This window comes from Kitasatospora cineracea, assembly GCF_003751605.1.
GTDB lineage: Bacteria > Actinomycetota > Actinomycetes > Streptomycetales > Streptomycetaceae > Kitasatospora > Kitasatospora cineracea.
In genome coordinates this window covers 5,153,348-5,179,228 of the sequence record NZ_RJVJ01000001.1, presented here as the reverse complement: position 1 = coordinate 5,179,228, position 25,881 = coordinate 5,153,348, and the positions used below count along the sequence as shown (strand labels likewise).

The 25,881-nt window shown below is 73.7% G+C and carries 18 protein-coding genes and 1 pseudogene; 10 read left to right on the top strand and 9 right to left on the bottom strand.

Annotation, left to right across the window (positions count from 1 at the left end):
• Positions 1-101: 101 nt before the first annotated feature.
• Both EDD39_RS23395 and EDD39_RS23390 read right to left on the bottom strand, forming a co-directional pair.
• On the bottom strand, positions 102-1,019 hold the full coding sequence (locus EDD39_RS23395; protein WP_244257268.1) for a sugar kinase: 918 nt from the start codon (positions 1,017-1,019) through the stop codon (positions 102-104).
• Between the two features lie 14 nt (positions 1,020-1,033).
• A complete protein-coding gene (locus tag EDD39_RS23390; RefSeq protein WP_123558994.1) occupies positions 1,034-1,681 on the bottom strand; it encodes a bifunctional 4-hydroxy-2-oxoglutarate aldolase/2-dehydro-3-deoxy-phosphogluconate aldolase in 648 nt (215 codons plus the stop codon).
• A gap of 88 nt (positions 1,682-1,769) precedes the next feature.
• Between EDD39_RS23390 and EDD39_RS23385 the strand changes: the two genes are divergently transcribed.
• Positions 1,770-2,546: an SDR family NAD(P)-dependent oxidoreductase gene (locus tag EDD39_RS23385; RefSeq protein WP_162870099.1), complete on the top strand. Its 777-nt coding sequence runs from the start codon at positions 1,770-1,772 to the stop codon at positions 2,544-2,546.
• A 103-nt stretch (positions 2,547-2,649) separates the two neighbouring features.
• On the opposite strand, the gene EDD39_RS23380 is transcribed toward EDD39_RS23385, so the two are convergent.
• Positions 2,650-3,318, bottom strand: a complete 669-nt coding sequence (locus EDD39_RS23380) for a GntR family transcriptional regulator (protein WP_123558990.1) — start codon at positions 3,316-3,318, stop codon at positions 2,650-2,652.
• Positions 3,319-3,532: 214 nt separating this feature from the next.
• Between EDD39_RS23380 and EDD39_RS23375 the strand changes: the two genes are divergently transcribed.
• Positions 3,533-4,837, top strand: a complete 1,305-nt coding sequence (locus EDD39_RS23375; protein ID WP_162870098.1) for an ABC transporter substrate-binding protein — start codon at positions 3,533-3,535, stop codon at positions 4,835-4,837.
• A gap of 24 nt (positions 4,838-4,861) precedes the next feature.
• Here the strand turns inward: EDD39_RS23375 and EDD39_RS23370 are convergent, their stop codons facing one another.
• Positions 4,862-5,518, bottom strand: a complete 657-nt coding sequence (locus tag EDD39_RS23370; RefSeq protein ID WP_123558986.1) for a GntR family transcriptional regulator — start codon at positions 5,516-5,518, stop codon at positions 4,862-4,864.
• Between the two features lie 453 nt (positions 5,519-5,971).
• Here EDD39_RS23370 and EDD39_RS23365 point away from each other — a divergent pair, with 453 nt between their 5' ends.
• From EDD39_RS23365 to EDD39_RS23335, 8 genes and pseudogenes are all read left to right on the top strand, one after another.
• Positions 5,972-7,072 (top strand): PP2C family protein-serine/threonine phosphatase, encoded by a 1,101-nt coding sequence (locus EDD39_RS23365; RefSeq protein ID WP_123558984.1) that lies wholly within the window; start codon positions 5,972-5,974, stop codon positions 7,070-7,072.
• Positions 7,073-7,196: 124 nt separating this feature from the next.
• Complete coding sequence (locus tag EDD39_RS23360; protein WP_123558982.1) at positions 7,197-8,192, top strand: substrate-binding domain-containing protein; 996 nt, start codon at positions 7,197-7,199, stop codon at positions 8,190-8,192.
• A 334-nt stretch (positions 8,193-8,526) separates the two neighbouring features.
• A pseudogene (locus tag EDD39_RS42570) lies at positions 8,527-9,123 on the top strand (Gfo/Idh/MocA family protein); the annotation flags it as partial.
• A gap of 264 nt (positions 9,124-9,387) precedes the next feature.
• Positions 9,388-10,284 carry a Gfo/Idh/MocA family protein gene (locus EDD39_RS42175; RefSeq protein WP_341869335.1) on the top strand — a complete coding sequence of 299 codons (897 nt, stop codon included), beginning with the start codon at positions 9,388-9,390 and terminating at the stop codon, positions 10,282-10,284.
• A gap of 276 nt (positions 10,285-10,560) precedes the next feature.
• Entirely contained in the window at positions 10,561-11,640 is a 1,080-nt protein-coding gene (locus EDD39_RS23350; RefSeq protein ID WP_123558978.1) for an MGH1-like glycoside hydrolase domain-containing protein, read from the top strand.
• Positions 11,641-11,724: 84 nt separating this feature from the next.
• Positions 11,725-12,600: an NPCBM/NEW2 domain-containing protein gene (locus tag EDD39_RS23345; RefSeq protein WP_162870097.1), complete on the top strand. Its 876-nt coding sequence runs from the start codon at positions 11,725-11,727 to the stop codon at positions 12,598-12,600.
• Positions 12,601-12,890: 290 nt separating this feature from the next.
• A complete protein-coding gene (locus EDD39_RS23340; RefSeq protein WP_123558974.1) occupies positions 12,891-15,359 on the top strand; it encodes a phosphocholine-specific phospholipase C in 2,469 nt (822 codons plus the stop codon).
• Positions 15,360-15,535: 176 nt separating this feature from the next.
• Positions 15,536-16,516 (top strand): Gfo/Idh/MocA family protein, encoded by a 981-nt coding sequence (locus EDD39_RS23335; protein ID WP_123558972.1) that lies wholly within the window; start codon positions 15,536-15,538, stop codon positions 16,514-16,516.
• A gap of 18 nt (positions 16,517-16,534) precedes the next feature.
• Here EDD39_RS23335 and EDD39_RS23330 read toward each other — a convergent pair whose 3' ends face one another.
• From EDD39_RS23330 to EDD39_RS23310, 5 genes are all read right to left on the bottom strand, one after another.
• Positions 16,535-19,192 (bottom strand): SpoIIE family protein phosphatase, encoded by a 2,658-nt coding sequence (locus EDD39_RS23330; protein ID WP_123558970.1) that lies wholly within the window; start codon positions 19,190-19,192, stop codon positions 16,535-16,537.
• A 140-nt stretch (positions 19,193-19,332) separates the two neighbouring features.
• Positions 19,333-21,561, bottom strand: coding sequence for an alpha-galactosidase (locus EDD39_RS39755; RefSeq protein ID WP_162870096.1), 2,229 nt, complete (start codon positions 21,559-21,561; stop codon positions 19,333-19,335).
• A 451-nt stretch (positions 21,562-22,012) separates the two neighbouring features.
• Positions 22,013-23,044: an ABC transporter permease gene (locus EDD39_RS23320; RefSeq protein WP_123558968.1), complete on the bottom strand. Its 1,032-nt coding sequence runs from the start codon at positions 23,042-23,044 to the stop codon at positions 22,013-22,015.
• Positions 23,041-24,597 carry a sugar ABC transporter ATP-binding protein gene (locus tag EDD39_RS23315; RefSeq protein ID WP_123558966.1) on the bottom strand — a complete coding sequence of 519 codons (1,557 nt, stop codon included), beginning with the start codon at positions 24,595-24,597 and terminating at the stop codon, positions 23,041-23,043. The genes EDD39_RS23320 and EDD39_RS23315 overlap by 4 nt, the downstream gene beginning before the upstream one ends.
• 119 nt (positions 24,598-24,716) lie before the next feature.
• On the bottom strand, positions 24,717-25,778 hold the full coding sequence (locus tag EDD39_RS23310; protein WP_123558963.1) for a substrate-binding domain-containing protein: 1,062 nt from the start codon (positions 25,776-25,778) through the stop codon (positions 24,717-24,719).
• Between the last annotated feature and the right edge of the window lie 103 nt (positions 25,779-25,881).

Genomic DNA, 25,881 nt, shown 5'->3' with positions numbered 1-25,881 from the left:
GTGCGCCGCGGTCCGGCGCACTACCGGGCCGGCCGCCGGTGCTCCTCGCGCATCGGCGGCTGCTCGTGGCGCCCCGGTGCCCGACCCGGTGCGGGCGCCGTTCAGCGCAGGGCGGTGCCGGGCGCGGCCGACAGCAGGCCGAGTTCGGCGCGGGTGGGCAGGCCCTCCCAGTCGCCGGCCGCGGCGACCGCGAACCCGCCCAGGGTCACGGCGCGTTCCAGCCGGCCGTCGACCGGCAGCCCGTCCAGTCGACCGGACAGGTAGCCGGCCGTGAACGCGTCGCCGGCGCCGACCGTGTCGCGCACCGTCACCCGCACCGCCGCCCGGGCCGTGGAGCCGTCCTCGGTGAAGACCTCGGCACCTTCGGCACCGCGCTTGACCACCACTTCGCGCACGCCCGCTTCGAGCAGCGCCTCCACCCGGGCGGCCTCGGTGTCGGCCGCTTCCGGAGCGGCCAGGTGCAGTTCGTCGTCCGAGGCGACCAGCACCGTGGCGCGGGCGGCCAGCGGGCGCAGCGCCTCGGCGGCGTCCCGGGCGCTCCACAGCCGGGCCCGGAAGTTGACGTCCAGGCAGAGGGCGGCGCCGGTGCGGCCGGCCTGCTCGGCGGCGTACCGTACGGCGGCCAGCGGGCCGGGGCCGAGGGCGGCGGTGACGCCGGTCAGGTGGACCGCGCGGGCGCCGTCGGCGAGCGCGGCGGCGGCGTGCCGCTCGGTCAGGCGGCTGCCCGCCGAGTGCGCGCGGTAGTAGAGGACCCGGGTCAGGTCGGCGGTGCGCGGTTCGAAGACCACCAGGCCGGTGGGCGCGTCGGGGTCGGTGGTGGCGTGGGCGAGGTCGACGCCTTCGGCGCGCAGGGTGCGCAGCACCAGGCGGCCGAACTCGTCGGCGCCGACCAGGCCGGCCCAGCGGGTGCGGTGGCCGAGCCGGGCCAGCGCGATGGCGACGTTGGCCTCGGCGCCGGCCACGGTCAGGTCGAGGGAGCCGCCCAGGTGCAGGGGCCGGCCGGCCCGCAGGGCGGCCATGGTCTCGCCGAGGGTCACGACGTCGAGCACGGCTGCTCCTCCACCAGGCGCAGGAACTGCGCGATGCGGGCAGGCAGTTCGGCGTCGCCGCCGGGGCGGGCGGCGGTGCCGACCAGCGGGCCGCCGACGCCGACGGCGAGCGCCCCGGCGGCGAGGAACTCGGCGGCGGCCCGGGCGTCGACGCCGCCGACGGGGACGAAGTGCGCGGCGGGGAACGGGTCGCTCAGGGCCTTGAGGTAGGCGGGGCCGCCGAGGGAGGCGGGGAAGAGCTTGACGGCGGCGGCGCCCTCGGTGAGGGCGAGGGCCACCTCGGTGGGGGTGACCGCGCCGGCCACCACCGGCAGTCCGGCCTCCCGGGCCCGGTCGAGGGCGGCGGTCACGCCGGGGGTGACGGCGAAGGCGGCCCCGGCGGCGGCCGCGTCGCGGGCGTCGGCGGGGGTGAGCACGGTGCCGGCGCCGAGCGCGGCGTCCGGGCCGAGGACGGCCCGGGCCCGCTCGATCACGCCGAGCGCGCCGGGCGTGGTCAGCGAGACCTCCACCAGGCGGACGCCGCCGCCGAACAGGGTCAGGACCGTGTCGAGCGCCGCGTCCGGGTCGGTGCCCCGGACGATGGCCAGGAGCCGGTTCGTCCGCAGGCTCTCGATGAGTTCGTCCGGTTGCATGCATGCCTCCCAGGGCTCCGCACAATGGTTCGGATATAGTATACGTTCCTGCTGGTGTTTGACCCGCCCCTCCCGAAAGGCCCCTCCCATGACCAGAACGGCCCTCATCACCGGTGCGGCCGGCGGCATCGGCAGCGCCGTCGCCGCGCGCCTGCTCGCCGACGGCTGGCAGGTCGCCGGCCTCGACCTGGTCGGCACCGGCCCGGCGGGGGTGCGGATGCACCACGCGGACGCCACCGACCCCGCCGGGGTGCGCGCCGCGGTCGCCGCCGCCCGGGCCGAACTCGGCCGCCTCGACGCCCTGGTGACCTGCGCGGGCCTGACCGAGGGCGCGCCGCTGCACGAGACCACCGACGAGCAGTGGCACCGAGTGCTGGACGCCAACCTCACCTCGGTGTTCCACTGCGTGCGCGAGGTGCTGCCCGCGATGCTGGAGGCCGGTTCCGGCACCGTGGTGACCGTCGGCTCGGTCCTGCACCGCACCGCCGCGCCCGGCCTGCCCGCCTATGCCGCCGCCAAGGGCGCCATCGCCGCCCTCACCCGGCAACTGGCCGTCGACTACGGCCGGTACGGGCTGACCTTCCTCACCCTCTCCCCCGGCTGGGTGCGCACCCCCGCCACCGAGTCCCGCCTCGGCCCGCACGCCGAACGGGACCTGGCCCGGCTGCGGGAGAGCAACCCGCTGCGCACCGTCCCCGACGCCGAGCGGTTCGCCGACGCCGTCGCGCTGGCCCTCAGCCCCGCCGCCGCGCTGCTCACCGGCTCCGAACTCGTCCTGGACGCCGGCGCCCGCCTGGTCAGCCCGGCCAGCCTGCTGCGCGACGCCCACCGCGAGCGCCTGGGCCTGCCCCCGCTGGACGCCTGACGGCCGGTCACGCCGAGGGCCCGCCGGCCCCTCCCCCCTCTGCGGGGGACGACTCGGCGGGCCCTTCGGCACGAAGCGGTGCGGGCGGCCCGGCGGGGCGGCCTCAGGTGCCGACGGCGACCTCGTGGTCGGCCTGGGCGCGCATGTGCAGCCGGGCGGCGTCGGCCGCGGCCCGCGGGTCGTGCGCGCGCAGGGCGGCCAGCAGCGCCTCGTGCTCCTCGACGACGCTCTCCCACTCGCGCTCGCCCATCGGCGCGGTGATCCGGAAGCGGCGCACCGTCAGCAGCAGCTGGTCGGTCAGCTCGGCCAGCACCCGGTAGCCGGCCGCCTCGGCCAGCACGCCGTGGAAGCGGGAGTTCAGCTCCGCCATCGCGGTCAGCTCGCCGTTCGCCAGCGCGGCCCGCATGCCCGCCTGGACCTCCTCCACCGCGGCGAGCTGCTCCTCCGCGATCCGGGCCGCGGCGAGTTCGGCGACCAGCGCCTCGATCGCCTCGCGGGCCAGGAACACCCCGCGCATCTCGGCGACGTCGACGGCGGCCACCGTGACCCCGGCGTGCGGCCGGGAGACCAGCAGCCCGTCGGACTCCAGCCGCTTCACGGCCTCCCGGACCGGGATCTTGCTGACGCCCAGGACCCGGGACAGCTCGTCCATGTTGACCCGCTCGCCCGGCCGGAGGTCCCCGCGGGCGATCGCCCCGTGCAGGCTCTCGTAGGCCAGGTCGGCCTTGCTCTTGACCGCGGGCAGCGGATTCGCCCAGCTGTTCTCACCCATCCGTCAATCGTATGCGATATTCCACGCCTTGTCCAAGGCTCAACGAACCCGCCGCGACCACTCGGACACGGTCCGCCAGCGGAGCGGACGAGGGTCGACTGGCGAAATGTTTCGTATATCAGATATTATGCGCTCTTCCGTGCCGCCGCGCCGCGTTCCCACCCCGCCGGCCGCACCTCCCCCCACCGCCCCTCCCGCCCGAGGAGACGCCGCCATGGCTTCCCCGTTCCGGCGCGCCGCGCTCGCCCTGGCCGGCTGCTGCGCGCTCACCGCCACCGCCTGCGCCCCCGACACCCCTGCCCCGCCGCCGCGGGTCACCCTCGCGTTCTGGACCATGCCGTTCTGGATCGGCGAGCCCGACAAGCTCCAGGAGCTCGTCGACGACTTCAACGTCTCGCAGAGCCGGGTCACCGTCTCACTCACCGTGCTGGACTGGGCCACCGGCCGCGACACCATCAAGAAGGCGCTGGCCGCCGGCAACGGGCCCGACATCTGGCTGACCGGCAACGGCCTGGACGCCGACGACCTGGACGCCGGCCGCCTGGCCCCGCTCGACACCCTCGGCTACACCCGCCAGGACCTGGACCGGTTCATCCCGCTCGCCCAGGTGGACGCCGACGGCGGGCGGATGTACGGCGCCCCGCTCTACTTCGACACCGAGGTGCTGCTCTACCGCACCGACGTCCTGCGGCAGTACGGCTTCGACCGGCCGCCGGGCACCTGGGCGGAGCTGAAGTCCACCGCGGCCACGATCACCGCCCGCTCCACCGCGGCCGGCCACCGCGTCGACGGCTGGCAGTTCAAGGGCATGGACGACCACCTCAACGCGATCAACGCGACCTGGGAGACCTTCCTCTGCCAGGCCGGCGGCCGCCTGACCGACGCCGACCACCGCAACTCCGCCGAGGACTCCGAGGCCGGGCGCACCGCGCTGGCGTACCTGAAGTCCTTCTACACCGACAAGGTCTCCCGTCCGGGCGTCAGCGCGCTGAACGGCTTCGTCGACGGCGAGGTGGCGATGTTCTCCTTCTACCAGTCGGTGATCAGCGACATCGCGGCGGGCAACGAGAAGACCCTCGGCAAGTGGGCCGTCGCCCCCATGCCCACCGGCCCGGCCGGGGGCTGCTCGGCCCTCGGCGGCCACGCCCTCGTCGCCCGTTCCCACCTGTCCGACCCGACCTCCGCCGGACAGTTCATGCGCTGGCTCGCCTCGCCGAAGAACAGCGCCGAGTTCCTGCGCTTCCACGGCATCTACCCGTACGACACCGACCGGGTCGATCCCGAACTCAAGGTCGCCGTCGAGGCCCACTACGCCGCCGAGCCCGGCTGGGAGGCCGTCTCCCGGCAGCTGGCCCGCAACACTCCCGACCAGATGCTGCAGGACCGGCACGCCTACACCGCCCGCTGGGACGCCCACAAGGACCTGATCCCGGCGGCGGTGCTGGGCCGCACCGACGCCGGCCAGGCCCTGGCGGAGATCGACCGCCGGGTCGACCGGGCCCTGCACGCCGGCGGCTGACGCCGGAGGGGGCCGTGGGGCGCCCTACGCCGCCGGTTCCTGGGCGGCCTGGGAGCGCATGTGCCGCCGGGCGGCGTCCGCCGCGGCCCGCGGGTCGCGCGAGCGCACCGCCGTCAGCAGCGCCTCGTGCTCGGCGGCGACGGTCTCCCAGCTGGCGGTGTCCAGCGGCGCGGCCACCCGGTAGCGGCGCACGGTCAGCAGCAGTTGGTCGGTCAGCTCGGCCAGCACCCGGTAGCCCGCGGCCTCGGCGAGGACGCGGTGGAAGCGGGAGTTGAGCTCGGCCAACTGCTCGGTGCCGCCCGCGGCGAGGGCGGCGCGCATCCCCGCGTGGACCTCCGCCAGCTCGGCGAGCTGCTCCTCGGTGATCCGGGCGGCGGCGAGTTCGGCGACCAGCGTCTCAATGGCCTCGCGGGCCAGGAACACCCCGCGCATCTCGGCGGCGTCCACCCCGGCGACCACCGGACCCGCGTGCGGCCGGGTGACCAGCAGCCCGTCGGCCTCCAACCGCTTGACGGCCTCCCGGATCGGGATCTTGCTGACCCCGAGCGCCCGGGACAGCTCGTCCATGTTGACCCGCTCGCCCGGCTTCAGATCGCCCCCGGCGATCGCCCGGTGCAGGCTCTCGTAGGCCAGGTCGGCCTTGCTCTTGGCCACCGGCAGCGACTTCGCCCAGCTGTTCATGCCCTACACCGTAGGGGATCGGCCCGCCGGCCCGGCCGCTCACCCGCCAGGTCGCCGGACCGGCGTTGCTTCACCCCCTCAAAAGGTATATCGTATATTAGCTGGGTGTCGCGCCCGAGGCCCGGATGAGGGTCGACGGCCAGTACGGCCGACACCCGGCGCGGGCGTCCGGGCCCGCGAGGACGAGCGCTCCCGCCGCGTCCCGCCCGCCCCGCGCGCCCGCCCCTCCGGCTCCGCCGCACTCGGAGCCGGACCGGGGCCGCCGACCGGCGGGAACGGCGGCGGCCCCGATTTGTTGGGCACCCCCAAGAACCCGGCCCCGCATTGTTTCCACCACCCCTCCCCGCCGACCGTGGAAAGCGGGCCCGCCCCTCGCGGCGCGGTCCTGGGCCTGCCGCCGGCCGAAGGCGCCGCCGCGGCGCACCGGCCGCGGGCCCGACAGGAGCGACAGGCATGGCAGTCCTCACCCGCCGAACCGCCTGGCGGCGCTGGGAGTGGTGGTTCCCGGCCGCCGCCCTCGGGGCCGAGGCCCTCCAGCAGGGCCTGCTGGGCGGGATCGAGCCGGTCAGCTTCCTGCTGGCCGGCGTCCCCCCGCTCGCCGCGGCGAGCCGCGGCCCGCGCACCACCGCACTGCTGGCCCTCGTCTGCCTGGCGTTCCAGCTGGCCTTCTCCGCCCTGCGCCCGGGCCACCTGGTCGAGGAGCACCACCTCTCGCTCTACCTGGCCACCGCGCTGATCGGCGCGGCGAGCACCTGGCTGGCCCGGCAGCGGCAGCGCGCCCAGCAGCGGGTGCGGCGGGCCGACGCGGTCGCCGAGGCCATGCAGCGGACCCTGCTGCACCCGGTGCCGCCGCTGGTCGGTCACCTGCGCGCCGCGGGCTTCCACGCGGCCGGGGCGGGCGGGGCACCGGTCGGCGGCGACCTGTACGACGTGTGCGAGACCCCCTTCGGCGTGCGCGCGATCATCGGCGACGTGCGCGGCAAGGGCATCGGCGCGGTGCGGACGACCGCGGCCGTGCTGGGCGCCTTCCGGGTCTCGGCCCACGAGTGGCCCGACCTGGCGCTGCTGGCGCAGCGGCTGGAGCTCGGACTGGCCCGCAGCCGCCGGGGCCTTGACGCCGATCCCGAACTCTTCGTCACCGCACTGCTGTTGGAGTTCCCGGCCGGATCGGACGAGGTACGGCTGGTCGACCGCGGGCACCCGCGGCCCATCGTGCTCGGCCCGGGCGGCGTCCGGCCGCTGGAGACCGCCACCGCTCCCCCGCTGGGCCTGGGGTGGCTGCTCCCGGACCGGGCGGCCACCGCCGTGACGCACCGGCTGCGCCCCGGCGAGGTGCTGGTAGCCCACACCGACGGGATCAGCGAGGCCCGGAACGCCGACGGGACGTTCTACCCGGTCCTCGACCGGCTGGCCGCCCGCTTCGGCGGCGGCGGGCACGACCCCGCCGAGGTCGCGGGGTTCCTGGGGGACGACACCGCCCGCTGGTCCCGGAGCCGGGACGACGACCAGGCCGTACTCGCCTTCAAGCCCGCCGTCCTGGCGCTCGGGTGCTGACCGCCGCCTGCCCCATTGATCGTATCTGTTATACGATCAATTTCGACCCATCGCTCGCCACCCGCGAGCCCCGGTCCCGTGCACCGAGGGCCCCGCGGCCCGGCCGGACGAGGAGAAGACCGCCATGACCGACGCTTTCCCCCGCCTCCTGCTGGGGCACGCGGCCACCGCCCCGGGCGCCTCCGGGCCGACGACCGCCCTCGCACCCGGCGGCGCCCCCGGCCCCCGGGTCTGGGCCCGGGAGAACGCCGGGTCGCTTCCGCACCCCCTGCGGCCTGCCCGGTCACCCGCACCCCGGCGCACCGGGACCATCGCCCTGGTCGGACCTCCACTGTCCGATCCGTACTGGGCGGCGGCCGTCGCCGGGGCCACCCGGCAGGCACTCGGCCTGGGCCTCGCGGCGCTGGTGGTCGAGGAAGTGGGTGACGGGTCGTCACCGGGCGCGCCGCAGGCGGCCGTCGGTCCCGGCACGGTCGACGGAGTGGTGGTCGGCCCGGGCGCGGCGGGCGCGGTGGAGACGCTGGGCCTCGGGCGGCTGCCCGCGGTCGTCCTGGACGGGGCCGGGCGGCCGGGCCGGGCGGCCGTCTCGGTGGACGCCGCCGGGGCGGCCCGGGGCGCGGTGGACTTCCTGGCCGGCCTGGGCCACCGCCGGCTGGGCCTGGTCGAGGCCGCGGCGGGTCCGGACAGCGACGGCCGGGACGCGGCCTTCGCCGGACGCTGCCGCGCGCTGGGCCTGCCCGAGCCGACGGTCACCCGGCAGCGGGGGGACGAGCAGGGCGGCGCCCGCGGCCTGGCCGCGCTGCGCTCCGCCCGGGCGATGCCGACCGCGGTCTTCACGTCCTCCTTCGCCCAGGCCGCGGGGATGCTGGATGCGGCCGCCGGGCTCGGCCTGGACGTGCCGGGCGAGCTCTCGGTGCTGGCGGGGGGCGACTGCCCGGCGGCCGACCGTCTGGTCCCGGCCCTCAGTACGCTGGCCGCGCCGTCCGCCGTCCTGGGGGCGGCGGCCGTCGCAGCCCTGGTCGCACTGCTCTCCGGCGCGGACCCGCGCACCGCTGTCCCCGCCCCGGCGCTGCTGCTGACCGTCCGGTCCTCCACCGGCCGGTGCCCGGCCGACCGGTGAGCCGCACCCGCGGACCGTCCGGCGCCGGGCCGCCCGCCGCCTGGGAACTCGGACAAGTCCCGGTCGAAGCAGTCCGGGACGACCCGCAACACGCCGAGCGCGACCGCCACCGACTGACCGCGCCCCCGCACTGCCCGGTGCCCGAACCGCTTCGGCGGCGGGCACCGGGCCCGACCACCACCGCATCCGGAAGACAGGGAACATGCTGGACCTCGATGTGGGCCTGATCGGCGCCGGCGTCATGGCGCAGACGCACCTCGAATCATGGATCGCACTCGGCGTCCGGGTCGTCCTCTAATCCGCGGGCGGCCGCCACGCCCGCCTCGCCGCGGCCAGCGCCCCGCACCGGGTGAGCGCCGCCGCCTCGCTGGCGAACCTGCTCGCGCAGTGCGAACTGGTGGACGTCTGCACGCCCACCGGCACCCACAAGAAGCTGGTCCTCGCCGCTGTCGGCGCCGGGCGCGACGTCGTCCGCGAGAAGCCGCTGGCGATGAGCATCGAGGACACTGAGGAGGCCGCGGCCGCCGCCGATGACGCCGGGGTCCACCTGTTCCCCGCCCACGTGGTGCGCTACTTTCCCGAGCACGAGGCGCTACACCGGGCCGTCACGGCTGGCACCGTCGGCACCCCCGCCGTGCTGTGCTTCACCCGCGCCACCGCCTACCCGACCTGGGCGGCCTGGTTCCACAACGACGAGCAGCCCGGCGGCATCCTCACCGACCAGATGATCCACGACTTCGACTACGCCCGGTCACTGGCCGGCGAGGTCGGCCGGGTGCACGCCGAGGTGTGGGAAAGCACCGAGAACGGCGTCCGGATCGCCGCGGGCACCGCCGTGCTCACCCACGTGAGCGGCGCGGTCAGCTACGTGCACGGCCTGTGGGGCCAACCCGGCACCCCGTTCCGCACCACCTTCCGGGTGGCCGGGTCGGACGGCGTCCTGCAGCACGACACCGCCGACACCGCCGCGTTCCGGGTCACCGCCGAACTCGCCGCCGGACCGGGCGAGGACGAGCGGATCCCCGCCTCCTGGCTCACCGAGAACCCGTACACCGCCGAGCTACGCGACTTCGCCACCGCCGCCGCCACCGGCCGCCCCGCCCGCGAGTCCGCCCGCACCGGCCGCACCGTCGCCCCGGCCCTCACCGACCCGATCGACCAGATCCACGAGGAGGAGGCGCGAGGAGGAGGCGCGATGAAGGTCGGCCTGCTGCCGTTCGCCCACACCCACGCCCTGTCCTACGCCGCGCTGCTGCGCGACATGGACGGCGTCGAACTGCTCATCGCCGACCCCGACGGCACCGATCCCGAACACCTGCGCGGCAAGGAACTCGCCGACCACCTCGGAGTCGCCTACGCACTCAGCTACGAGGACCTGTTCGCCTGGCAGCCCGACGCGGTCGTCGTCTGCGCCGAGAACGCCCGCCACCGCGAGCTGGTCGAACTCGCCGCCCGGCACGGCGCGGACATGCTGTGCGAGAAGCCGCACGCCACAACCCCCGAGGACGCCCGCGCCATGATCGACGCCTGCGCCGCCGCGGGCGTGCGCCTGGCCGTCGCCCACCCGGCGCGCTTCGGCCCCGCCTACGCCGCGCTGCGGGCCGACGCCCGCTCCGGGCAGCGCGGCCGGATCCTCGCGGTGCGCGGCGCCAACTTCGGCCGGCTCACCGATGACACCCGGGCCTGGTTCTCCGATCACGAACTCGCGGGCGGCGGCGCCCTGATGGACCACACCGTGCACGTCGCCGACCTGCTCGACGGCACCCACGCCACCATCGACTGCAGCTGGAGCCAGCCTCTTCACCACCCCCACTGGAGCGACGTCGAGCTGCGGGTGGTCGGCGAGAAGGCCACCGTCGAACTCACCGCCTCCGGTCAGCTGGTCAGCGGCTACGACGAAGCGAACCGCCGCTCCACCGTGCACGCCTGGAGCCCCGACCTCGACCACGCCCTGCTCAGCACCTTTCTGCACGGCCCGGCCGAGGGCGCCGTCGACGTCCCCGACGGCGAAGCGGGCCTGCGCGCCCTGCGGATCGTCACGGCCGGCTACGCGGCCGCCCGCACCGGGCAGCCCGTGCCGACCGGCTACTGAGCAGCGCGCCGCCCCGGCCGAGGGCCGGCCGGGGCGGCGCACCGACTTTCCCACGTACCCACACTGAAGACAACGGTTCCGAACAACCGTAGGAGCAACCCACAGGAACATCAATCCTGCTTGAAACAGAGAAAATTGGGACAGATCAGGAGTCTCCGCCGCAAGCCCCTGCCCCAAATTTTGACACAGGCATGCCTCACCGGTGTTCATTTGCGTTAACTTACGGCCCGGTCTTTGACTCCCGCCAACTCCCCCCACCTGAACTGGAGTTGTCACATGCGAGCCAGTTCACTGCTCGGATTCCTCGCGACCGGGGCACGCTTCACCGCCCAGTACACCGAGCCGATTCAGGCGAACGCGTCCGTCACCAGCCTCCACCGGCTGAACGTCTCCTGGCCGGGCACCCTGCTGCGCCCGGCCACCACCCGGCGCAGTCCGCTGTCCGTCTCCGCCAAGCCCACCGCCTTGGCCTGGACCGAGACGCACACCTTCGACGACGCCGAACGCTCCGTCGAAGCAGAGGCCGTCACGGACGCCTTCGACCCGGCGTCGGCCGCCGACGTGCTGCGCCAGAAGTTCGAGCACCAGATCGCCGGCGGCAACGACGCCGGGATGACCCCCGACGTGGTCGGCTTCCGCACCCCTGCCGCCGGCCCCGGGCACTCCGGCCTGCTCAACACCAAGCCCCTACTAGAGGGTTGGGCCACCTGGCAGGTCCACCGGGCCGGGCAGGACAAGAACTTCCTGGCCGAGATGCGCTCCAGGCCCGTCGCCGAGCACGACTGGTGGCTGCACAAGCGCGACCACGACCACAACTGCCTCCTCGGGTACGGCACCACCCCCACCGCCGACAGCAACTCCTGGGCCCTGACCGCCGCCGCGCAGGAGAGCGGCAGAGACTCCGAACTCCGCTTCGACGTCGGTAAGGGCCTGCACGACACCGACGAGAACGGCAACCTGATCGGCTGCTCCCTCAACCAGGAGTCCGTCGGCCTCAACGCCTTCATGGCCAACAGCGACTGCGGCCCGGCCCGGATCACCGCCGTCCCCGGCAAGAGCGACGACGCCTCAGCCTTCGAAGCCAAGACCACGGACCTGGACGGGAAAACCCAGGGCGCCGTGTTCGACCCCGCCACCAACTACTTCCACGACACCCGCCTCGGCACCGACGCGCTCTACAAACACGGCGACTACACCCACGGCAGCGCCTGGCCCGACCAGTCCCCTTCAGTGCCGCAGGCCTCGAACGGTATCGTTTCGGCGGCAACGCCCCGATCCGGGAGAAGTGTACGAATCGGCCACCGGCACCGGCGTCAACAATGGCGAATACGCGCAGCGCGGACGGCACCCCGCTGATCGTCTGGGACTGCTCGGATGCCGGCAACGAGCCCTGGAGCACCGTCCGCCGACCGTGACCGAGGCCGTCCGCCCCTTCTACGAATGGCCTCGGTGCCCTCGCACGGCGTGGTGATGTACGAGGTGAGCAGCGCCGGCACCACGAACGCCACCGCTCCGTCCGCCGGAACGCACTCCGCCGGGGACCTTCCCCGGCTGGCCTTCTCCACCGGCTGGGGAACGGTCCGCACCGACTCCTCGGTCGACGGGAACGCGCTGACCATCGGCGGCACCGCCTACGGCAAGGGCATCGGCACCCACGCCGACTCCGGGGTCCACCTGTGGCTGGGAGGGGCCTGCCGCAACTTCTCCGCGCAGGTCGGCGTCGACGACGAGGTCGGCGCCAACGGTTCCGTCAGCTTCCAGGTCTACGGCGACGGCAGGCTCCTGACCACCAGCGGTGTCAAGCAGGGCGGCCAGGCGGCCACCCACCTGTCCGCGTCGACCACCGGCGTCAAGGAACTCGAACTGCGGGTCACCGACGCCCGTGACGGCATCGACTACGACCACGCGGACTGGGCCGACGCCCAGCTGGCCTGCGGCAGCGTCACCTACGAGGCGGAAGCCGCCGGCAACACGCGAAGCGGCGCCGCGGCCCCCCGCGCCTGCACGGCCTGCTCCGGTGGCCAGACCATGGGCGACATCGGGAACACCCCGGCCAACTACCTGGTCGTCAACAACGTCACGGCGGCGGCCGCCGGCAACCAGCCGATGGCCATCACCTACGAGCTGAGCGGGACCCGGTCGCTCTTCGTCAGTGTCAACGGCGGCTCGGACACCCAGGTGACCCTGACCGGGACCGACTGGTCGAAGCCGACCACCAGCACCGTGACGGTCCCGCTGAACGCGGGCGCCAACACCGTCAAGTTCCACAACGACACCGCGTACGCCCCCGACATCGACGCGATCACCATCGGCTAGGCACGCACTCCCGGGGACCCGCCGGTAGCTGCCAGCACACCGATCCCGCTGGTGCGCCGTCGGCACCCTCACCTCAGCCAGACTTGCATCAGATCAATGAAAACTTGCCAAATAAAATACATCAATCTGATGCAAGGATATTGAAAGCTAGTCAGTGCAGCTGTTAGCGTCCGGGCACCGAGCCGGCCGTCCCCGGTACGAAGCGCTCCCCCCGCGCCCCCACCGAACCTGCTCCGGCCCTCTCTTCTCCTTCTCCGGCCCCGCCCCGAGCCTCACCCCAGGAGTCCCCCATGTCAGACGAACAGCGCCGCCCCCTCAGCCGGCGTTCCTTCCTCGGCGCCGCCGGCGCGGCCGCCTCGGTGGCCGGCCTCGCCGCTGCCGGCAGCTTGTCGCAAGCCGTGCGCGAGCTGGCCGCCGTCCCGGTGGCCGCCGGGTCCGGCAGCCTCGCGGACGTCAAGCACGTCGTGATCTTCATGCAGGAGAACCGGGCCTTCGACCACTACTTCGGCACCCTGAACGGCGTGCGCGGCTTCGGCGACCGCAACGCGATCACCCTGCCCGGCGGCAAGCCGGTCTGGCAGCAGCCCAACTCGTCCAACCCGGACGGCTACATCGCCCCGTTCCGGATGAACACCGCCACCACCAGCTCGATCTGCGCGGGCGCGGCGGCCATGGACTGGTCCACCGACCTCGGGATCTACAACGGCGGCAAGTTCGACTCCTGGAACTCGGCCCGCAACCCCGCCATCGGCATGGGCCACTTCGCCCGCAAGGACCTCGACTTCTACTACGAGCTGGCGAACGCCTTCACCATCTGCGACCACTACTTCCAGTCCACCCTGACCCAGACCAACCCCAACCGCTTGCACGTCTTCACCGGCAGCAACGGCGGCTCGGTCGGCCAGAGCGCGATCATGGACAACTCCGAGCCCTCGGCGGGCTTCACCTGGACCACCTACGCCGAGCGCCTGCAGAACGCCGGGATCTCCTGGAAGGTCTACCAGCAGAGCGACAACTTCGACGACAACGCACTCGCCTGGTTCGCCAACTTCAAGAACGCCAAGGCCGGCCAGCCGCTGTACGACCGCGGCCTGGCCACCGTCCCCGACCTGGTCGCCGCGTTCGGCAACGACCTGGCCAACGGCACGCTCCCGCAGGTCAGTTGGATCGTCGCCCCGGCCTTCCAGTCCGAGCACGCCAACTACCGTCCCGCGGTCGGCGCCGACCTCACCGCCCGGCTGCTCAAGCAGCTCGCCGCCCATCCCGACGTGTGGGCCAACACCGCCTTCCTGCTCAACTACGACGAGAACGGCGGCTTCTTCGACCACGTGGTCCCGCCGATGCCGCCGACCTCCGACAGCGACGGTCTGTCCACCGTCACCACCAGCGGCGAGATTTCGGGCGGCAAGCAGATGGGTCTGGGCTTCCGCGTCCCGATGATCGTCATCTCGCCGTGGACCCGCGGCGGCTACGTCTGCTCGCAGGTCTTCGACCACACCTCGGTACTGCGCTTCTGCGAGAGCGTCTTCGGGGTCGCCGAGACCAACATCAGCCCCTGGCGCAAGGCCGTCACCGGCGACCTCACCTCCGCGTTCGACTTCACCTCCGCCGCCACCGCGTGGCCGAGCCTGCCGGACACCAGCCACTACGTCGGCGACGCCGAGACCCAGTGCTCCACCCTGCCCTCGCCCACCATCCCGACCGTCCAGCAACTGCCGGTCCAGGAGGCCGGTCACCGCAGGGCCCGCCCGATCCCGTACGCCTTCGAGGCCAAGGGCCGCGTCACGGCCGGCACCTTCTACATCGACATGGCCAACACCGGCGCGGCCGGCCAGTGCGTCTACATCTGCCCCAACGACTACCGCACCGACGGCCCGTGGCGGCACACCGTCGAGGCCGGCAAGACGCTCACCGACTACTTCGTCGGCGGCACGCCCACCGGCGCCTACGACCTGTCGATGTACGGCCCCAACGGCTTCCACCGCCGGTTCAAGGGCAACCGGGTCACCGCCACCACCAGCGGCAACGCCAACCCGGAGGTCACCGCGGCGGTCGACGGCCCCGGCGGCACCCTCACCCTCACCATGAAGAACAACGGCAGCGCCGCCTGCACCGTCACCCTCACCTCCAACGCCTACCGCACCGACGGCCCCTGGACGTTCAACCTCGCGGCCGGCGCGACCACCACCAAGAGCCTGGACATCACCGGCTCCTCGCACTGGTACGACCTCACCGCCACCGCCAACACCGCCGACGGCTTCCTGCGCCGCTTCGCCGGCCACGCCGAGACCGGCCGCGAGTCCATCACCGACCCCGCTGTCATCGGCATGCTGCCCGTCAGCGCCGTCAGCGCGGACAGCTGGGAGACCAACAGCGACACCTGCCCGCCCGCCAACGTGCTGGACGACAACCCGACCAGCATGTGGCACACCCGCTGGAACCCCACCACCGACCCGTTCCCGCACGACATCCGCTTCGACCTCGGCACCGCCCGCACCGCCACCGGCCTGACCTACCTGCCCCGTTTCGACGGCGGAAACGGCCGGATCGGCAGGTACGAGATCGCCACCAGCTCCGACGGAACCACCTGGAGCAGCCCGGTCGCCTCCGGCACCTGGGCCGACGACGCCAAGGCCAAGGCCGTCACCTTCCCGCCCGTCACCGCCCGCTGGGTCCGCCTGCGCGCCCTCACCGAGGCCGGCAACCGCGGCACCTGGACCAGCGCCGCCGAGATCCGCGTCCTGGGCCCCAGCACCTGACGCACCCCCAACCGCCGGTCCGGACCGCACGGTTCCGGACCGGCCCCACCGACCGGGCGGTCCCGGGCACGGCCACACCGAGCAGTCGTCGGTCTGTCAGGCCCCAGGTGCCCGGGGCCGCCCGCCCCCTTTCCCGCCGGCTCTCCACCGGAACGAAGCACCGAGGAACACCCGCCATGCACGACCTCGACGTGGGCCTGATCGGCTCCGGCTCCGGAGCCCGCGCCCGCCTGGCGGCCTGGCTCACCCTCGGGGCCCGAATCCGGCTCTACTCCCCCGACGGCCTCCAGCACCGCCTCGCCGCGGCACACTCCCTCCACCGGGTCACCGCGGTCGGTTCGCTGCGGCAGTTGCTCACCCCCAGCTCGCTGGTCGACGTGTGCGTGCCCGTGCACGGCCGCTACCCGCTCGTCCGGGCCGCCGTCCGGGCCGGGTACGACCTGGTGTGCGAGCTGCCGACGGCCCCCGACCCGGACGAGGCCCGGCGGGCGGCCGACGCCGCCGATGCGGCCGGGGTACACCTGTTCCCCGCGGCCTTCGATCGCTGGAGCACCGCCCACGCGTCGCTGTGCCGGGTGCTCGCCGACCGGCCCGCAGGGCCGGGAACGGTGCTCGAGTTCAGCCGGAGTGCCGCCTGCCCGGTGCGTTCGCGCTGGTTCGCGGGCCGGGGCGACGGCGCCGGGCGGATCCTGCTGGAACAGTCGGTGCACGACTTCGACCGGGCCCGGGCGCTGGCCGGGGAGGTGGTGCGGGTCCGCGCCGAGTGCCACGAGTCGGAGCAGGGGCTGCCCACGGCCGCCGCCACCACCGTCCTCACCCACGCCTCGGGAGCGGTCAGCCGGGTACTGGGCCGCTGGGGCCTCCCCGGGACGGTCACGCGGAGCACAGTGCGGCTGTCCGGACCCGGCGGTCTGAGCTGGCAGCACGACTCCGGCCCGGCCCCGGACGGGGCCTCCACCGCCGCCGGGCACCCACTCGTGCTGCTGCCCGAAGAGCACCCGACCGTGGCCGGGCTGCGAGCGTTCGCCGTGGCCACGACCACCGGCCGACCTGCCGGAATCACGGCCCGCGACGGCGTGGCGGCGGCCCGGATCGCCGCCGCTGCCCGGCTGTCCGCGCGCACCGGGCGGGACGTCGACCCGTCAGCCGGGGACTGACCCCGCCGGACTCCGAGCTCACAGGTCGTCCCACTGGTCGAGCAGCGCGTCGGCGTCCGGTTCGGCGGCGGGCGGCTCCTCGGCGAGGTCCTGCTCGACCCAGATGATCTTGCCGCGGTCCAGGTAGCGGGTGCCCCAGCGCTCGCAGCACCGGGCCACCAGGTAGAGGCCGCGGCCGCCCTCGTCGGTGTCGGCGGCCCGGCGCAGGTGCGGGGAGGTGCTGCTGCCGTCGGCGACCTCGCAGATCAGGTGGCGGTCGTCGCAGAGCAGGCGCAGCCGGACCGGGTCGGTGCCGTAGCGGATGGTGTTGGTGACGAGTTCGCTGATGATCAGCTCGGTGGTGAAGGTCTTGTGCGCCAGGTCCCAGCGCTCCAGGGTCGCGGTGATGTCGGCGCGGACGCGGGAGACGGTGGCGGGGTCGCGCTCCAGGCGCCACTCGGCGATCCGGTCGGGGTCGAGGCGGCGGGCGCGGGCGACGAGCAGCGCGACGTCGTCGTCGGGGTGGTCGGGCGGCAGGGCGTCCAGGACGGCGGTGCAGGCGCCGTCGGGGGTGCGGTCGGAGCCGGCCAGGGCGCCGGCGAGCAGGGTGTAGGCGTCGTCGGGGTCGAGGCGGCGCGGCTGGAGCAGGCCGTCGGTGAACAGCACCAGCAGGGTGCCCTCGTCGAGGTGCAGGCCGATCGTCTCGGCGGGCAGCGCCTCGCCGGTGCCCAGCGGCGGGGAGAGCGGCAGGTCGGGGACGTGCACGGTGCCGTCGGGGTGCAGCAGGGCGGGCGGGGGGTGGCCGGCCGAGGCCATCGCGCAGTGGCCGGTGGCGGGGTCGTACACGGCGTACAGGCAGGTCGCGCCGGTGACCGCGCCGCCGTCCGCGGTGGGGTCCAGGCGGGTGACGAACTCGTCGAGCCGGGCGAGGAGTTCGTCGGGGTCGAGGTCGAGCGCGGAGAAGTTGTGGACGGCGGTGCGCAGCCGTCCCATCGCGGCCGCGGCCCCGACGCCGTGGCCGACCACGTCGCCGACCACCAGGGCGACCCGGGCGCCGGAGAGCGGGATGACGTCGAACCAGTCGCCGCCGACGCCCGCTTCGGCGGCCCGGTAGCGCCAGGCGGTGTCGACGGCGCGGTGCGCGGGGAGTTCGCCGGGCAGCAGGCTGCGCTGCAGGGCGGTGGCGGTGGCGTGCTCGCGGGTGTAGCGGCGGGCGTTGTCGAGGCTGACGGCGGCGCGCAGGGCGAGTTCCTCGGCGAAGGCGAGGTCGTCGTCGGTGAACGGCGGCTGGTCGGCGCGCCAGAAGTTGACCACGCCGAGGACCAGGTCGCGGGCCTGGAGCGGGACGGAGACCACGCTGTGCAGCCCGAAGTCGAGCAGGTCTCGGGCGTGGTCGGGGTTGGCGCACCAGTCGTCGGAGCCTGCCAGGTCGATCCGCAGGGCGCGTCCGGCGGCGAGGTCGGCGGGGATGGTGGAGGCGGGGGCGGTGCCGACGGGGTGGCCGAGCGGGTAGAGCGGGAAGTCGGTGCGGACGCCGGTGCGGGCGGTGCGGCGGACGGCGGTGCTGCCGGGTTCGGGTTCGGCTCCTGCCAGCACGGGTTCGAGCAGTTCGACGGTGGCGTAGTCGGCGAGTCCGGGGACGGCGGCGCGGGCGAGTTCCTCGGCGGTGCGGGTGACGTCGAGGGTGGTGCCGATCCGCAGTCCGGCGGCGTACAGCAGGTCGAGGCGGCGGTGGGCGGTCTCGGCGCGGCCGGCCAGGGCGCGCAGTTCGGTGGTGTCGCGCAGGGTGGCGACGGCGCCCTGGGGGCGGCCGGAGCGTCCCACCGGGCGCTGGTTGACGGCGAGCAGCCGTTCGCCGACGGGGTGGACCTCGTCGGTGGCCGGGCGGCCGGTGGCGAGCAGGTCGGCGAGGGCGGGCGGCAGGGCGAGCGCGTCCAGCGGGAGTGCGGTGCCGGGGTCGGCGGGCAGGGCTAGCAGGCGGCGGGCCTCGTCGTTGGCGAGCTGGAGGCGGCCGTCACCGGTGATCACCACGCCTTCGCGCACCGCGTGCAGCACGGCGTCGTGGTGCTCGTACATCCGGGTCATCTCGGCCGGTCCGAGGCCGTGGGTCTGCCGTCGCAGCCGCCGGCTGACCAGCGCGGACCCGGCGGCGGCGAGGGCGAGGGCGGTCCCGGCGGCGGCGAACAGGACGGGCAGCTGCGCCTGCAGGTGCTCCTGGACGCTGCGCACCTGGATGCCGACGGAGACCAGTCCGGCGACCTTCCCGCCGGGGTCGAAGACCGGGACGGTGGTGTCGACGGCGCGCCCGAACAGGGTGCTGTCGAAGGTCTCCTGGAAGGGTTCGCCGGCGAGGGCGGGGGCGAAGTTCCCGGAGACGTGGCCGCCGATCAGGGTGGGGTCGGGGTGCGACCAGCGGGTGCCGTCGGGAGCGAAGGCCACGATGTACGCCACGTCGGCCCTGGTCCGGGTCTGTTCGGCGGCGGGCTGCAGCACGGCGCTGGGGTCGGCGGACTCCATCGCGGCGAGCGTGCCGGGCGCGTGGGCGAAGGACTCGGCTACCGACATCGAGCGGTCGTACGCCTCCTGGGTGGTGCGCTGTCGGGCCTGCACCACCAGGGCGGCCAGTGCGGCGGCGACCAGCACCGCGATGACGACCAGTTGCAGCAGGAACACCCGGGCGGCGAGGCTGCGCGGCATCCTGGGCCCCCGCGGTCTCCCGGTCTCACTCACCCCTTCATTCTGGGAGCCCGCCCCGGCCCCGGCATCCGGGTGGGGCCGGCGGCACCCGGGGTGGTCGGGTGGGGGTGCCGCCGGCGCGGGTGTTCAGGGGGTACGGGTCACGGGGTCGGGACGAGGGTCCAGTTCTGGTTCTCGCCGTTGTCGGCGGGCCACTGGAGGGCGGCGGCCCCGTTGCTGGTGGAGCCGTTGGAGACGTCGACGAGCTGGTTGTCGTAGACGCTCTTGAACCGGACCTTGTTCGGCCCGGCGTCGACCAGGGTCCAGCGGGCGTTGCTGCCGCCGTCGTCGTGGTACTGGATCAGCTGGGTGCCTGCAGTGGTGGTGGGGCCGGGGATGTTGGCGAGCTTGCCGCTGGCCGCGTTGGTGACGGCGTAGGCGCCGCCGCCCTTGGCGTCGAGGGTCCAGAGCTGGCTGCTGCGGCCGTTGTCCTGCCACTGCACGAGCTTGGCGCCGTCGGCGGTGGAGCCGGAGTCGACGTCCAGCCGGCCGCCGCTGTTGCTGTTCACCACCTTGTAGCGGGTGCCCGCGACGGGGACGGGGACGAGCTTCCACTGCTGGGTGCCGCCGCCGTTGGCGGCGGCCTGGACGACCGAGCCGCCCGAGACGTCGAGGTCGAGGCCGTCATAGCGGGAGCTGACGGTGTAGGTGCCGTTGCCGGTCGGGGTGAGCTTCCACTGCGAGTTGGAGTTGTGGTCGTCGTGGTACTGGATCAGCCGGGTGCCGGCGGTGGTGGTGGGGCCGGGGATGTTGGCGAGCTTGCCGCTGTTGACGTTGCTCAGCTTGTACCCGCCGTCGCCGGTGGGCAGCAGCTGCCACTTCTGGCTGGCCGCGGTGCCGGGGGCGCTCTGTACCAGGGTCGCCGAGTCGGCGGTGGAGCCGCCCGTGACGTCCAGGGCCTGGCCGGTGGAGGCGTTGACCAGGTTGTACTGGAGCAGGTCGGAGCGGGCACCGGCGGCCGGGGTGACCCTGAGCAGCCGGCTGGCGTGCGGGGCGAGGGTGGCGCCGAAGGAGCCGGTGGAACTGCCGAGGTCGCTGTGCGTCCACAGGTCGCGGACGGCGGCGGTGCCGGTGAAGCCCAGGTCGGCCCAGTCGGCGGTGACGGCGGCCGAGGAGGTGCCGAGGTTGAACAGGGCGACGGTGTAGCTGCCGTCCGGGTTCGGGGCGGACCAGACCTGCTGCTGGGAGAGCATGTCGACCGGGCGGGCGGTGCGGCCGGCCTGGTTGACGCCGATGACCTCGTCGTTCTTGAGCATCGCCAGGTCGGTGGGGTCCATCGCGGTCAGGTCGGTGCCGAGCATCAGCGAGGAGTTGGTGACCGCCCACAGGGTCATGTGGGTCTGCATCTCGTCGCGGGTGAGCCCGGCATCGGCCGGGCCGTTGCCGATCTCCAGCGAGTCCAGGTCGTTCCAGCTGCCGGGGCCGTTGAACCCGGCCCAGTTCGGGGAGCTGGTGAAGCGCTGGGCGACGTTGTCCCACTTGGTCAGCGGGTAGGAGCTGCCGTTGGAGCCGCAGTAGCACTCGAGGTCGCCGCCGGTACGCCAGCTGTTGGCGTACTTGGCCCAGGTGGAGCCGTAGTTGACGTCCAGGGCCAGCGAGAGGCCGAGGTGGACGGTGCGCCCGGTCTGGTTCAGGGCCTGCGACCAGTGCTGGATGTCGGCGCTGTTCCAGGTGCCGACGCCGTCGAGCTTGATGTAGTCGACGCCCCATGAGGCCAGCATATTCGCCCAGGAATTGAGGTAGGCCTGGGCGGCGGCCGGGTTCTTGTTGTAGTCGATGTAGTACATGCCGTTGCGCCCGGGACCGAAGTTGTTCTCGTACTTCGAGGTGTCGGAGACGATGTCCTGGGCGTGGAAGCCGGTGCCCTCGATCGGCGTGTTCTGCTTGTACGCGGCGACCGGGACGCCCGCGGTGAGGTACATGCCGAACTTCTCGCCCAGGCCGTGCACGTAGTCGGCGACGGGCTTCATGCCGTTGGGGAACTTGCTGGTGTCGGTGAGCCAGCGGCCGTACGGGTCCACCGTGGTGGTGGTGTTGTAGTAGTAGAAGTCGTCGATGTTGACGTACTTGAAGCCGTGCGCGATCAGGCCGTTGTCGGACATCGCCTTGGCCTGGGCCTTGATCACGGACTCGGTCGGGTTGTAGCGGACGAAGCTCCAGCTGCTCCAGCCCATGGGCGGCGTCAGCGCGGCGCCGTTGTCCTGGGCGGCGGCCGGGACGGCCGGGACGAGCAGCAGCGGACCGGCCGAGCCGGCCAGGGCGCAGGCGAGGGCGAGCGCCGTCGAACGCCGTCCGGCCCGGCGGGGCCGCGGGGTGCGGGGAGTGAGCACGGTGACTCCTTGCGGTGGGGGTGCGCGCACTTTCTGGGGGGCGCGCGGGTGGGGGTGGTGTGCCGCTGCCGAGTGGGACGGGCACCGGGGTGAGCAGTGCGGCAACTGCTCCGTCGCAGGCGGGAAGTGGCACACGTCGGGGGGGGCCGTGGGGGCCGGCGAGAAAGCTCGGGGAACGGCGCGGTGCCGGAGCGGAGGGCTCGAACGGCACGGCGTAAGGGCCGAGTTGGGGACTCGGATGTGCGGGGGCGGAGGGTTCGAGGTCCGGGCCGGTGGCGTCCCTGGCTCAGGATGGGGACGCCACCGGTACGGGGTGGGCGGCGGGACCGACCCTCAACAGTCCGTGCTGCCCGTCCGCCGGGCTCCGGCCGCGCCGTGCCGCTTCGTTGCGGTGGCGCCGAGGGGCCGGTCCGGCGGAGTTCCGGGGTGGTGCGCTGGTGGTGGGGGCGGGTCAGGCGGGCAGGCCGATGGCGCGTTCGCCGCTGCGGCGCTGCTGGATGACGACGGCGACGACGAGCAGGGCGCCCTGGGCGACGTTCTGCCAGAAGGAGTTGATGCCCTGGACGGTGAGGCCGTTCTCCAGGCAGCCGAGCAGGGCGACGGCGAGCAGGGTGCCGCCGACGCCGCCCTTGCCGCCCTTGAGGGCGCAGCCGCCGAGGGCGGCGGCGGTGATGGCCTTGAGTTCGAGGCCCTCGCTGCCGGAGGTGGGCTGGCCGGAGCCGGTGCGGGCGGTGAGCAGGACGCCGGCGAGGGCGGCGACGATGCCGATCAGGCCGTAGACGGCGATCAGGTACTTGTTGATGTTGATGCCCGCCAGGCGGGCGGCGGTGTCGTTGCCGCCGATCGCGTAGAGGTTGCGGCCCAGGTCGGTGTACTTGAGCAGCAGGTGGACGGCGAGGGCGACGACGATCAGGATCCACACCATGACGGGCAGTCCGGCGATCTTGCCGCGACCGAGGAAGACGAAGAGGTCGTCGTTGAGGACGTAGCCCTGGGCGCGGCCGTCGGAGATCAGCTGGGCGACGCCCTTGTAGGCGGCGAGTCCGGCGAGGGTGGCGATGGTGGGGTTGACCCGGCCGTAGACGATGACCGCGCCGTTGAGCAGGCCGATCAGCAGGCCGACGGCGACGGCGGCGGCGATGCCCGCGTAGGCGTTGGAGCCGGCCGAGGTGAAGGCCATCGCGGAGACGACGGAGGCGACGCCGGCCTGGGAGCCGACCGAGATGTCCAGGCCGCCGCAGATGATGACCACGGTCTGGACGACGGCGAGCAGGCCGGTGATGGTGGCGGCCTCGGCGATCACCTGGAGGTTGGTGAGGCTCAGGTAGTTGTCGTTGAGCGTCCCGAAGACGGCCAGCACGACGACCAGGGCGCCGATCAGGCTGATGTTCTGGGCGCCGAGCCGGGACAGCGGCCCGGGTGCGGAGGCGGCCTTGGCGGAGGCCGGGCGGTCGACTCCGGTGGTCGGGGTGGTCGAGGTCATGAGTGGTCTCCGGCGTGGGGCTGGGCGGACGTGGCGAGGTCGTCGGCCATGGCGAGGTGCAGGACGGCTTCCTCGGTGGCGTCGGCGCGGTCGAGTTCGCCGGTGATCCGGCCGTCCTGCATGACGACGACGCGGTCGGCCAGGCCGAGCAGTTCGGGCAGTTCGGAGGAGATCACCAGCAGGGCGACGCCCTGTTCGGCGAGGTCGGCGATGATCCGGTAGATCTCGGCCTTGGCGCCGACGTCGATGCCGCGGGTCGGCTCGTCGAGGATCAGCACCTCGGGTTTGCGGGCCAGCCAGCGGGCCAGGACGACCTTCTGCTGGTTGCCGCCGGAGAGCTTGCGCACCTCGTGCTCGATCGAGGGGGTGCGCACCCGCAGCCGCTCGGTGTACTCCCGGGCCAGTTCGCGTTCCGCCCCTCGCTTGACGAAGCGGAAGCGGCGCAGGCGCTCCAGCACCGCCACCGAGGTGTTGTCGCGGATCGAACGGTGCAGGAACAGCGCCTGGGCCTTGCGCTCCTCGGGCGCCAGGCCGAGCCCGGCGCGGATCGCGGCGCCGGGGCTGCCGCCCAGCGGCTTGCCGTTGAGCGTGGCGGTGCCGGAGCGGATCGGCAGGTCCCCGGCCAGCGCCAGGGCCAGCTCCGAGCGCCCGGCGCCGATCAGCCCGGCCAGGCCGACCACCTCCCCGGCGTGCACCCGCAGGTCGATGCCGTGCACGTCGTCGGTGCTCAGGCCCTTGACGTCGAGCACGACCCGGTCGGTGGCCACCCGTTCGCGGGTGAACATCGCGGACAGGTCGCGGCCCACCATCAGCCGCACCAGCTCGCCCTCGTTCGTGGCGGCGGCGTCCTGGATACCGGCCAGCTCGCCGTCGCGCAGCACCGCGATCCGGTCGGCCAGTCGGAAGATCTCCTGCATCCGGTGCGAGACGTAGATGACGGCGACGCCCTGTTCGCGCAGCCGGCAGATCAGGTCGAACAGCGCGTCGACCTCGTGGTCGGAGAGCGAGGAGGTCGGCTCGTCGAACGCGATGACCTTCGCTTCAGTGGTCAGTGCCCGCAGGATCTCCACCAACTGGCGCTGTGCGGGCGTGAGTTGCGAGCCGAGCAGGTCGGGGTCGAGGGCGTCGGCGAAGCCGAGGCGATCGAGGTCGGCGGTGATCCGGCGGCGCAGTTCGGCCCGGTCCAGCCGGCGGCCGGCCCGGCGCGGCAGCGAGCCCGCGTAGACGTTCTCGGCGACCGACAGGTGCGGGATGATCTCGGGTTCCTGCGGGATGATCCGGATGCCGGCCCGGCGGGCGTCGATCGGCGAGGAGAGCGCCAGCGGTTCGCCGCCCAGCAGGACCCGGCCCTCGGTGGGCTGGTGGTCGCCGGTGAGGATCTTCAGCAGGGTGGACTTGCCGGCCCCGTTCTCGCCCATCAGGGCGGTGACGGCGCCGGGCGGGAAGTCGAGGGTGACGCCGCCGAGCGCCTGGACCGCGCCGAAGCGCTTGACCAGGTTCTCGACGCGGGCGCCGGTGGCGGCAGCCGGCGGCGTCGGGCCTGAGGTGGCCATGGGTGCCTCCCAGCACGTGAGATGAGGACTGGTCCGGTGCGGCGGGCGGAAGGGGGTCGGCGACGGCCCGCCGCACCGGAGTTGGCGGGGCCCGCCGGAGCGGGCCCGGTGACGGGAGGTCAGCTGCAGGTGACGCCGGCGGTCTTCCAGCTGGACGCGTCGACCATGGTGGTGGGTGCGAACGCCTCGGCCGGGAACGCCTTGTCGCTCTTCAGCCGGTCGTACATGGTCTGGACGGCGAGCGCGCCGACGTCCTTGCCGTTGATGAACAGCGCGGCCTTCATGCCGCTGGGCTCGGAGCCGCTCCAGTCCTTGCAGGCCAGGTAGGCGCCGAGGCCGACGCCGATCACGTTGTCCGCCTTGAACCCGGCGTTGGCCAGCGCGGTGACGCCGCCCTGCACGTTCTCGTCGTTGCAGCCCCACACCACCCAGTGCTTGACGCCCGGGTTCGCGGTGACGGTCGCGGCGATCTTGTCCTGCGCGCCGGTCGGGGTGTTGTCGGTGGCGACGTCGATGTTCTTCACGTCCGCGCCGCCGCCGTCGGCGAACGCCTGCTGGGCGGCCTTGACCCGGTCGCCGCAGACCGTGACGTCCTGCTTCCAGGCACCGATGGTGCGGGTGTCGGCCGCGCTCCAGCCGGCCTTCTTGAACTCCTCGGCGGCCCGCTTGCCGACCTCGCCGCCCATCTGCTGCCCGGAGAAGCCGATCCGCGGCACCAGCTGCTCCTTCGGGCAGGACGCCGGGTCCGGGCCGGTGGCGCAGATCTGGTCGTCCGAGGTGAGCAGCGCGACCTTGGCGTCCTTGGCCAGCTGCACCACCTGCGGGCCCACCGCCGGGTCGGGGACGACCACGATCACGCCGTTGGACTTCTGCGCGATTGCGGACTGCACCTCGGAGACCGTCTTGTTGGCGTCGCTGCCGAGGTTGACGACCTTCAGGTCGACACCGAGCTCGGCGGCCTTCGCCTTGGCGCCGGCCGCCTCGCCGACGAAGTACTCCTGGTCGCCCTGCTTCTGCAGGTAGGTGATCGAGATCTTCCCGTCCACCTTGGCGACCTCGCCACCTCCGACCGCGCCGGAGTCGGACTTGCCGGTCGAGCAGCCGGCCGCGCCGAGCACGGTGGCCAGGGCGAGAGCCGCCGCGGCTGCTGCGGAACGGCGACGGGGGGAAGCGATGCGCATGTGGATCTCCTTGCGGGGGCGGCCATCGGCCCACACGACGGGGCGGCCAGGGAAGGGCAGAGGAAGGCGATGCCGAGGAGGGACGGGTCCGGTGGCCACAGCC